Origin of the sequence: Microbacterium sp. K41, assembly GCF_004794395.1 — a bacterium.
Classification (GTDB): Bacteria; Actinomycetota; Actinomycetes; order Actinomycetales; family Microbacteriaceae; genus Microbacterium; species Microbacterium sufflavum.
In genome coordinates this window covers 1-9,572 of record NZ_SSDO01000444.1, presented here as the reverse complement: position 1 = coordinate 9,572, position 9,572 = coordinate 1, and the positions used below count along the sequence as shown (strand labels likewise).

10 protein-coding genes are annotated in these 9,572 nt (G+C 70.8%); 5 read left to right on the top strand and 5 right to left on the bottom strand.

Going from position 1 to position 9,572, the window contains the following annotated elements:
• Together DW309_RS14125 and DW309_RS14120 are read left to right on the top strand one after the other, a co-directional pair.
• The coding region (locus tag DW309_RS14125) for a hypothetical protein (protein WP_240753235.1) at positions 1–708 on the top strand (708 nt) is incomplete at its 5' end.
• 30 nt (positions 709–738) lie between these two features.
• Positions 739–966 (top strand): RNA-binding S4 domain-containing protein, encoded by a 228-nt coding sequence (locus tag DW309_RS14120; RefSeq protein ID WP_136028492.1) that lies wholly within the window; start codon positions 739–741, stop codon positions 964–966.
• Here the strand turns inward: DW309_RS14120 and DW309_RS14115 are convergent.
• Complete coding sequence (locus tag DW309_RS14115; RefSeq protein ID WP_240753234.1) at positions 906–1,880, bottom strand: DMT family transporter; 975 nt, start codon at positions 1,878–1,880, stop codon at positions 906–908. The genes DW309_RS14120 and DW309_RS14115 overlap by 61 nt on opposite strands.
• Positions 1,881–1,913: 33 nt before the next feature.
• Between DW309_RS14115 and DW309_RS14110 the strand changes: the two genes are divergently transcribed.
• Positions 1,914–2,537: a TetR/AcrR family transcriptional regulator gene (locus DW309_RS14110; protein WP_136045730.1), complete on the top strand. Its 624-nt coding sequence runs from the start codon at positions 1,914–1,916 to the stop codon at positions 2,535–2,537.
• Here the strand turns inward: DW309_RS14110 and DW309_RS14105 are convergent.
• Complete coding sequence (locus tag DW309_RS14105; RefSeq protein WP_205812780.1) at positions 2,446–2,958, bottom strand: hypothetical protein; 513 nt, start codon at positions 2,956–2,958, stop codon at positions 2,446–2,448. The genes DW309_RS14110 and DW309_RS14105 overlap by 92 nt on opposite strands.
• Before the next feature lie 89 nt (positions 2,959–3,047).
• Between DW309_RS14105 and DW309_RS14100 the strand changes: the two genes are divergently transcribed.
• Positions 3,048–3,722: a winged helix-turn-helix transcriptional regulator gene (locus DW309_RS14100; RefSeq protein WP_136028494.1), complete on the top strand. Its 675-nt coding sequence runs from the start codon at positions 3,048–3,050 to the stop codon at positions 3,720–3,722.
• Here DW309_RS14100 and DW309_RS14095 read toward each other — a convergent pair.
• The 3 genes from DW309_RS14095 to dnaB all read right to left on the bottom strand — a co-directional run bounded on the left by DW309_RS14095 (position 3,662) and on the right by dnaB (position 8,284).
• Positions 3,662–6,013 (bottom strand): metallophosphoesterase, encoded by a 2,352-nt coding sequence (locus tag DW309_RS14095; RefSeq protein ID WP_136045729.1) that lies wholly within the window; start codon positions 6,011–6,013, stop codon positions 3,662–3,664. The two genes, DW309_RS14100 and DW309_RS14095, sit on opposite strands and share 61 nt — an antisense overlap.
• Positions 6,014–6,090: 77 nt before the next feature.
• The gene (locus DW309_RS14090) at positions 6,091–6,837 is read right to left on the bottom strand and encodes a LysM peptidoglycan-binding domain-containing protein (protein ID WP_168387283.1); all 747 of its coding nucleotides are present in this window, start codon (positions 6,835–6,837) and stop codon (positions 6,091–6,093) included.
• A 73-nt stretch (positions 6,838–6,910) separates the two neighbouring features.
• Entirely contained in the window at positions 6,911–8,284 is a 1,374-nt protein-coding gene (gene dnaB / locus DW309_RS14080; protein WP_062637804.1) for a replicative DNA helicase, read from the bottom strand.
• Positions 8,285–8,812: 528 nt separating this feature from the next.
• Between dnaB and DW309_RS14075 the strand changes: the two genes are divergently transcribed.
• The coding region (locus DW309_RS14075) for a hypothetical protein (protein ID WP_136045726.1) at positions 8,813–9,572 on the top strand (760 nt) is incomplete at its 3' end.

The following is a 9,572-nucleotide window of genomic DNA, read 5'->3' as shown; positions in this document are numbered from 1 at the left end:
GCCCCCGCTTCCACGGCGCCCGCAGGCGAGGCGACTCCCCCGGCGAAGCCCGGACGCAAGCGCGCCCTGCTCATCGGCGGTGGCCTCGCCGCGGCCGTGCTGCTCGCGGGTGGCGGGGTGGCTGTCGGCGCGGCGATCGGCGATGAGTTCGGCGACGACGACCACCCGTCGATGGAGGGACCGCGCCACGGCGACCACCGCGACGGCGACCACGGCCCCCGCGACGACGACGGTCCGCGCGAGGGCGACCGCGACGACCGGCCGGCCGGTGCGGGTGGACCGGTGACCGGTATCGGCACGGCCTCGATCGACGAGCTGCTCGACATCGCCGAGGCGGCGCGTGGAGCCGCGGACGGCGAGGTGACCTCGATCGACGCGAAGCGCGACGGCACGTGGGAGGTGCAGCTGACCACGGCCACGGGCGACGAGAGCGACGTGCGCGTGGACGACGACCTGAAGGCGTCCGTCGTGGCGAGCGAGAAGGCGGACGACGACGACACGGGGCCGACGCTCACGCTCGACGACGAGACCATCCGCGCGCTGGTCGAGGCCGCGCTCGCGGAGGCCGACGGCATGATCACCGACCTCGACGTCGACGCCGACGATGTGAGCCCCTACGACGCCTCCGTGCTCACGGCGGACAACCGCTCGGTCGACATCGAGTTCGATGCCTCCTTCGCCGTGGTCGGCACGGACCTCGACGACTGAGACGCGGCGGGCGGCCGATACGATGCAGGCATGACGAACTCCGATCCGATCGACGAGGTCTCCATCGGCGGTGAGGTCATCCGCCTCGGCCAGTTCCTCAAGTTCGCCGGTCTGCTCGATTCGGGCGGCGACGCGAAGGAGGTCATCATCGACGGCTTCGTGACCGTGAACGGTGAGGTCGACCGCCGCCGTGGTCGTCAACTGCACGATGGCGACGTGGTCGCGTTCGAGGGCCGGGCGGTGCGCGTCCGGCCCTGAGCCTCCGCCCCCTCGGTCCGCGCCTCCCGCTCACCCGCGAGCACGAGCGCCACACCCCCGGCGCACAGGACGAAGCCGGCGACGGTGAGCACGGTCAACGGCTCACCCAGCAGCAGTGCCCCGGCGAGTGCGGTGGCCGGTGCGATGAGGAACAGCAGGGCCTGCAGTGCGGTGATGCCCACGCGACGCAGCAGCCACCAGTACAGGCCGTAGGCGCCGAGCGTCGGGAACACGGCGGCGAGCGCGACCGAGATCCAGAACCCCGCCGTGGCCGGAGGGACGAGCGCTCCGGCGAGCAGGGCGATCACCAGCAGCACGACGGCCGTGACGGTGACCTGCACCACGAGGGTCACGAGGACCCCCGTGTGCGCGGACGACCGCCGCTGGAGGAACGTGCCGATCACGAGGCACACCATCGCGGTCACGGGCAGCAGGTAGGCCGCGGGAGTGGCCGCGGCGGAGCCGAGCTGGGAGTGCACGACGAGGGCCACGCCGATGGCACCCACCCCGAGCCCGGCCCACTGGGCGCCGCGCACGCGCAGGCCGAGGAGGGGGCCGACCAGGGCGGCGACGACGAGCGGCTGCACGGCGTCGATGAGGGCGACCGTCCCGGTGGCGATGCCGGCCGCGACGGCGCCCCACACGGCGGCGCAGTAGCCGAACTGCGCGAACAACCCGATCGCGGCCTGGACGCCGAGTTCGCGCGGCGTGACACCCCGTGCCGCCCGGGTCGCGCCGACGAGAAGGAGCAGCACGATCGCGAGGAGGACGAACCGCCAGACGAGAAGGGTGAGGGCGGAGGTATCGGCCGTGGCGATGGCGGCGATCACGAAACCCGAGCTCCACGTGGCGACGAAGGCGACGGCGGCGGCGACGGTCAACGCCCCGTGAAGTATACCGATCTGTTTACTCATGATCCTGACTATACAGGGCGGTATACTCGTGTCATGCCCCAGGAGACCCCGCAGCTCGTTCCCCTGACCCCGGGAGCACAGCGCGTGCTCGACGCCGCGTCCCGGCTGTTCTACGAACGGGGGATCCACACCGTCGGCGTCGACACCATCGCGGCGGCCGCCGGAGTGACGAAGAAGACGCTGTACGACCGGTTCGGCTCGAAGGAGGCGCTCGTCGTCTCCTACCTCCAGCACCGAGACGCCCGCTGGCGCGATCACGTCGCCGCGCACCTCGCCCGCGTGCCGGAGCCGGGCGTCGACCGCGTGCTCGCCGTGTTCGATGCCGCCATCACCTGGTCCGACGAGAACAGCCCCAAGGGGTGCAGCGCGATCAACGCCCGCGCGGAGATCGACGGCGGAGACGACGAGCGCCTCGTGCTCGCCGAGGCGTCGCGGCAGAAGACGTGGCTGCTGTCGGTGTTCCACGAGCTGCTCGCCGAGGCGGGCTTCGGCCATCCGGACCGGCGTGCCGAGGCGATGATGCTGCTCTACGAAGGGGCGATCGTCACGGTCGGGATGGGGACGTTCAACGGCCCGTTCCTCGTGGCCCGGGACTGCGCACGGACGCTCCTGGAGCCGGCGTCGCCGCAGGATCGGGCAGCACCGAGCGCACGGTGACGATCGTGAGCGCCACGAGCAGCACGACCAGGACCGTGTCGGCCGCGATGTAGGCATAGTGCGCCCCGTCGGTCCCGGGAGCGGCAGACCCCGCGATCACCAGATCACTGCGGCGGTTGAGCACGGGGCGGATCACCGCGACCTCGACGGCGAACACGACCCAGATCGCGGTGAGCAGCACCCCGACGGTGCGCCCGGCGCGCGCCCGCACCGTGACGACCGTCAGCACGAGGAGCACGACACCCGCGAGCACGTTGAGCGCGGTGAAGACCAGGCGCCCGATGCCGAGTCCGATCGGGATGGTCACGCCCGGCGCCAGGAACTTGAGCGGCGCCTCGAGGAACGAGATGGCGACCATCGCGCCGAGCAGGAACGCGGGCAGCAGCAGTCGCAGTGCTGTGGTCAGACGTCCGCCGGTCATGGCCCCACGCTACCCAGGCGGCCGGGAGCCTGCGCAGACGCGGGCCGTGCAATTCGTCCGTTCTCCGACCTGCGCGGATAATAGGTAACATGCCACGTCCTATCGACGCCTACCGCGGTCTTGCCCAGTCGAGTCGCCTACGGGTCCTCGACGCCCTGCTCGACACCCCGGGGATCGGTCTCGCCGAGTTGTCCGCCATCACCGGCCTGCACGTCAACACCCTCCGCGATCACCTCCGGATCCTCGAGAAGGAGGGGCACGTGCGCTCCGAGGTCGAGCACACCGGCCGCCGTGGACGACCCCGGCTGCGCTTCGCGGTGGTGACAGCGACCGATCGCAACGAGGTCGCGGAGCGGCATCTGCGTGAGGCGATCCGGCACGGCGATCTCATGCGCGCGGTGCTCCCGGCGACCGAGTCCACCCTGCCGACCGACGCGACGCACCAGCTCGACGCGCTCTACCACCACCTGGACGAGGTGGGGCTGGAGCCCGAGGTCGACGAGGAGGCGCTGACGATCGAGCTCGCACCGTGCCGCTTCCACGCCCTGCTCGCCGACGACGGACCGGTCGCCTGCCGCGTGCACGAGGAGCTGCTGCGCTCACTGCTGGAGCGCGCGGGCGGACCGGTCGTGATCGATCGCGTGCTGCCGTTCACCGACGCGCATTCCTGTCGCGTGCACCTCGCCCTGCGCGAGCACGCGGCTCAGGGAAGGGTCTTGCCCTCCAGCGTCGCGACGAACGAGACGCCGGGAGTCGAGCGGTAGTTCAGGTGCGTCGACACGGCGATCACATTGACGCCGGCGCGCAGCGACGACGCGGGGATCGGGATCACGAGCGGTGAGGCGACCGCGGCGGCCGTGTTCGGCGCCGCGGTGGCGTACGTGGTCGAGGTGACGGTCGTCGTCGGCATGCGGAGCCGGCCGACCTCGACGCCGTTGACCGTCACCACCGCCCCGTCGTCCGCGCGCGCCGTGAGCACCAGCTCGGAGAGCTTCGCGGGGTCGGTGACCGTGAACGACGTGCGGAACAGCATGCTGATGGGGCGCTGCGTGGTGGGGGGTGGCACGTCGACGACCGTCGTGATGCCGCTGCCGAAGCCCAGCGGTGCGGCGCCCTGCCCCCACGCCGTGTCGTCGAACGCGACGCCCGTCCATCCGGTCGGCCAGGCTCCGGCCGCGTAGCGGAAGCGCCAGGCGGCGTCGCTGCGCACGAGCGTGACCGGCACGGGCGTCGCCGCGGGAGGTGTGGTGACGGAGACCGTGGTCGCGGCGGACCGCGCACCGTCCGGCCCGATCGCGACCACCGCGTACGACACCGCACTCCCCGCCGGTGCCGCCGCGTCCGTCACCACCCCCGTCGCCCCTGTCCCCGTGAGCGTCGTCATGCCAGGGCGCGACACCTCCACACCGCTCACCGCACCTCCGGGGCCCGGCGACCACGCGATGTCCACGCTCGTGGGAGACGTGGCGGTCGCGGTGGCCGCGGGGGCGCCCGGAGGGTCCTGCGGGGGGTCGACGGTCGTGCGGCGTGCGGTCATCACCAGGTCGAACGTGCTGTCCGGCGTGCCGCGGTAGTTCACGTGGGCCGAGGCGGCGATCACGTTCGCCCCCTCGCGCAGCAGTCCGGACGGCACCGCGAACACGGCGGGGTCGGCGGTCGCGACACTCGTCGAGCGCACCGCGTCGGCATAGGTCGCGCTGGTCGGCGCGGTCGACTGCAGGTGCGAGGTGCCCAGCAGCGTGCCGTTGACCCACACCGCCACCCCGTCGTCGGCCCGGGTGCTCACGGTCACGCCACTGAGCTCGTCGATGTCGGCGAGGGTCACGGTGGTGCGGAAGAGCATCGCGCGGGCGCGGTTGGTGCTCGGCGGCCCGAGGTCGATCGAGGTGACGGCACCGGTGCCCCATCCGAGTGGGGCCCTCCCCGAACCCCACCCGGAATCATCGAAGCCGAGGGTCGTCCACCCGGTCGGCCACGCCTGCGTCGAGTTGCGCCACTTCCACGTCGACCCGCCCGCGAGCAGCACCTCGTCCGTGCCGGGTTCCAGGTCGACCGGGAGGGTGAAGCGGCTCCCGGCGTCGGTCTCGTACTGCTGGAGGGTCGGCGAATAGGTGAAGGCGTCGACCGTGCCCGCGGCGGGATCGAACGTGTAGTACCGCAGCCAGCCGTTGCCCCCGTTCGCGCGGCTCTGGTAGTTCGACAGGATCTGGTGCACGGGCGTGCCGCAGGAGTTCGGGTCGGTGCGCCGCGCCTCGCCGATGTCGCCGTCGTGCCAGTGGCCGTTGACGACAAGGAAGATGGAGCAGTTCTGCGACACGAAGTCGTTCCACAGCGTCACCGCGGACACCGGGGTGACGTCGGTGCGGATGACGTGCGTGGCGCGCGTGCCCCCCGTGTTGATGAAGCCGTGCGTGGCGAGGATGACCTTGCGGTCGGGGTGGGCGTCGAGCACGCGCTGGGCCCACGCGAGGGTGTAGGCGGGCGACTCGAATTCGAGGCTCAGCAGCAGCAGCTTCGTGTCGCCGACCGTGAGCAGGCTGTAGCTGTCCTTGTTCTTGCGGTCGATGCCGTCGGGCCCGAACTGGTTCTGCCCCAGGTATCCGCCGTACGACACCGTCGGGCTGTTCCACGAGGCGGCGGAGTACCGGCTCGGCGGGAAGTAGGTGTCGTACGTGCTCGACTCGCCGGTCGTGATGTCGAGGTCGTGGTTGCCCGGCAGCACCGAGTTCGGCACGCCCGCGTCGTCGAGCGTCTTCATGTACCGGCTCGCGCGCTCCCAGTGGTTCACGTTCGGCCACGACTCGACGAGGTCGCCCACCTGGATCACGAACTTCGTGTTGAGCTGCGCGCGGGAGTCGACGATCCACTGCGTCTGCGCGGCCATCGTCTGCTCGTACGTGCTCGACACGGTGTAGCCCTGCGTGTCGGGCAGCACCACGATCGTGAAGGTCTCGTCGGCGGCGGAGGCGACGGCGGGCACGAGCGCGCCGACCAGCATCACGGTCGCTCCGACCACCGCCAGCGCACGACGCCGTGCGCGCGTCCACGTCCCCATGTCGAACCCCAGTCCACTTCGACTGGCTCCGTCTTACACCCGCCGGGGCGGGAGCCACAAGGGCATGTGGCGCGGGATCAGGGGAAGAGCTGGTGCAGCACGTCCCAGTCCTCGTCGGCGAGGGCCTGCGTGACCACGGCCTGCCCTTCCGGCGAGACATCGGGGCCGAGGCGCTGCCACACGACGCGCGCCGCGCCCAGGTCGCCCGCGGCGATCGCGTTCGAGAACTCGATGAACGCGTTGGCGTAGGGGATGGTGGAGGTGCCGGCCTCCGCCTGGAACGGCCCGTACTGGTCGATCCACGGGAGGGCGGGGTCGGGTCGGAGGATCAGCACGTCGCCCGGGTGCACGGTCATGCCGTCGACGTGGTTGTACATCGAGACGGTGACGTAGTCGATGCAGAACCGCTGACCGATCGCGATCAGGCTGTCGCCCGGGGCGACCTCGTAGGCGACGACCGTGCCGTCGTCGCCGAGCACGGGGGTGCCGTTCGCGAGGTCGGACGCCCCCATCTCGACGAGGTCGCCGAGCAGCTTCGCATGCGGCGCCCCTCCGTCCTGGGCGACGATGTTGATCAGCGAGTTCGTGGTGCACTCCCCCGGACCGCCCGCGGGCACGGAGACGCCGTCGCCGAGATCGACCAGGTCGCCCTCGCCCGGCGCGGACTCCGACTCGTCGACCGCGGCGGGGGCCGGTGCCGGCGCGTGCGTGAACGTCTCGGACGGCGCGGAGACGGCGGAGACGACAGCCGGGACGGCGAGGGCCGCGACACCGGCGACCGCCACCCCCGCGACGACGGCGACGATGGCGCGGGTGCGGTTCATCCCGTCAGCTTGTCAGGATGCGCCCGCCCGCGCCAGCGCGACGGGCCCGGGCGACCGGCGGTCCGTGCGCAGATCAGTTGAAGTCGCCGCCGGGGGCCATGTCGGCGAAGCGGGAGTAGTGGCCCTGGAACGCAACCGTGATGGTGGCCGTCGGGCCGTTACGGTGCTTGGCCACGATCAGGTCGGCCTCGCCCGGACGCACGTCCTTGTCGTACACGGAGTCGCGGTGCAGCAGGATCACCATGTCGGCGTCCTGCTCGATCGAGCCCGACTCACGCAGGTCGCTGATGGCGGGCTTCTTGTCCTGCCGCTGCTCGGGACCACGGTTCAGCTGCGACAGCGCGATCACCGGCACCTGCAGTTCCTTGGCGATGAGCTTGAGGCTTCGCGAGAACTCCGAGACCTCCTGCTGACGGGACTCGACGCGCTTGCCCGAGGTCATCAGCTGCAGGTAGTCGATGATGACCATGCGCAGCCCGGCACGCTGCTTGAGCCGCCGGCACTTGGCGCGGATCTCGACGAGCGTCATGTTCGGGCTGTCGTCGATGTAGAGGGGCGCGTCGTTGATGCGGCCGCGGGTCGCGGCGACCGTGGTCCAGTCGCGCGGGTCGAGCGTTCCCTTGCGCATGTTCTGCAGCGGGATGGCTCCCTCGGCGCTGAGCAGACGCATCGCGATCTCGCTCTTGCCCATCTCGAGCGAGAAGAAGATGGAAGGGAAGTCGTGGCCGATGGAGGCGGCGCGCGCGAAGTCGAGCGCGAGCGTCGACTTTCCCATGGCCGGTCGGGCGGCGACGACGATCATCTGGCCGCCGTGCAGGCCGTTGGTCAGCTCGTCGAGCTCACGGAACCCGGTCGGGATGCCCGTCATGGAGCCGTCGCGGCCGTTCGCCGCCTCGATCTCCTCGACCGCCGCGTCGACCGCGACCGTCAGCGGCACGTAGTCCTCGGCGGTCTCCGAACCGGTGACGGAGTAGATCTCGGCCTGCGCGTTGTTGACGATGTCGGTCGCGTCGCCCTGGCCGTCGTAGCCGAGCTGCACGATGCGGGTGCCCGCGTCGACCAGCCGGCGGAGGATGGCCCGCTCCGACACGATGCCCGCGTAGTAGCCGGCGTTCGCCGCGGTCGGCACGATCGAGGTGAGCGTGTGCAGGTAGTCGGCACCGCCGGCCTTGCTCAGCTCGCCCGTCTTGATGAGCTCGTCGGTGACGGCGACCACGTCGGTCGGCTCGCCGTGCGAGTAGAGCGACAGGATCGCCTCGAAGATCAGCTCGTGCTTCGGGATGTAGAAGTCGGCGCCCTTGAGGGTCTCGATCACGTCGGCCACCGCGTCCTTCGACAGCAGCATGCCGCCCAGGGCGCTCTGCTCGGCGAGGAGGTCGTGCGGCGGGGTGCGCTCGGGCGGACGCTGCCCTCCCAGGCGCTCCTCCGAGATGTCGGCGATCGACACAGTGTTCCCTTCGATGCGACGGTTCCGATGCGGAACTCCGACAGCGGATGACGAGTGGTCGTCGGTGGTTCCACGCCCGCGCGGCGGCCGTTTCCAGACAAACAGGGGCCCCCGACATTCGGTCGCTCGACCACGCTATGAGCGGTCTCCACACGGTGCAACACAGCCTGTGGATAACCATGTGGAGAGCGTGCGGAGAAACGCGGAGTGTCTGTGCAGAACGGGTGTGGATAACCCGGTGGAGTGTGGTGAAGAAGAACTTTTTTATGATGCTTGACCTGGGATTTCTCGTTTCCCCACCCTGTGGATGGAAACGAGCTTAAATCGCGCGTTGAAGGTTTCCCCTGCCGGAGCGACATGTGTAGAACTTGGGGAAAGTCAAGCCGGAAATCCGCCGGGCGCGTCACGATCTGACACCACCCGTCGCGGTTGTAAATGGGCCTGGACAGGGTGGGACCCCGCGAGTATTCTGCTCCCCATCGACACACCCGTATCGATATGGCGTTGCCTTCAGAGGGGGAGGACGACGTGAGCGCTCGAGCGACCCGACGCGGCGTACCCGCCGTCGTTCTCTGGGGTGGCCTCGGCGCGCTCGCGTGGGCCGCACTTACGGTGCTCACCGGTGGCGGATCCGCTCACGCGGACGAGCAGAAGCCCGGCCCGCTCGACTCCCTGACCACCGCGGTCACGCAGACGGTGACCGCCGTGACGGCACCCGTCGTGAACGAGGTCGTCGCCCCGGTCGTGACCCAGGTGGCCGCGCCCGTCGTCACGCAGGTGGTCACCCCGGTGGTGACGCAGGTGGTCGCCCCCGTCGTCTCGCAGGCGGTCGCCCCCGTGCAGGCCGCGCCCGCCGTCGTCGAGACGGTCACGGAGACGGTCGAGAGCGTCCCGGTCGTGGGGTCGGTCGCGGCGCCCGTGCTCGGCACGGTGACGGACGCGACCTCGTCGGTGATCGACACCACCACCGACCTCCTCGCGGACTCGCCCATCTCGCGCGTGACCGCACCGATCCTCGACGCCGTCGGCCGCCTTCCGATCGTCGGCGGGATCGTCGTCGACTCCGGCGCGTCCGACCTCGTGACCGAGGTGGTGGGCGTGGTCGATGACGTGACCGGCGTGATCGGCGGCACCGTTGACGAGACCGTGCCGCCCGTGATCGACGGCCTCCAGCCCGGAATTCCGCCGGTGAGCGACGGATCGCTCCCCGCCGCCGCGGTGGCTCTCACCTCTGCGTCCGCGCCCGCGTCCGCGCTGCCCGGCGCGACGACGCCCGGCGTGTCCGCCG

Bases quoted from the DNA above. Each gene is read 5' to 3' on its own strand.
- DW309_RS14120 (WP_136028492.1), top strand. From the start codon at position 739: ATGACGAACTCCGATCCGATCGACGAGGTCTCCATCGGCGGTGAGGTC.
- DW309_RS14115 (WP_240753234.1), bottom strand. From the start codon at position 1,880: ATGAGTAAACAGATCGGTATACTTCACGGGGCGTTGACCGTCGCCGCC.
- DW309_RS14110 (WP_136045730.1), top strand. From the start codon at position 1,914: ATGCCCCAGGAGACCCCGCAGCTCGTTCCCCTGACCCCGGGAGCACAG.
- DW309_RS14105 (WP_205812780.1), bottom strand. From the start codon at position 2,958: ATGACCGGCGGACGTCTGACCACAGCACTGCGACTGCTGCTGCCCGCG.
- DW309_RS14100 (WP_136028494.1), top strand. From the start codon at position 3,048: ATGCCACGTCCTATCGACGCCTACCGCGGTCTTGCCCAGTCGAGTCGC.
- DW309_RS14095 (WP_136045729.1), bottom strand. From the start codon at position 6,013: ATGGGGACGTGGACGCGCGCACGGCGTCGTGCGCTGGCGGTGGTCGGA.
- DW309_RS14090 (WP_168387283.1), bottom strand. From the start codon at position 6,837: ATGAACCGCACCCGCGCCATCGTCGCCGTCGTCGCGGGGGTGGCGGTC.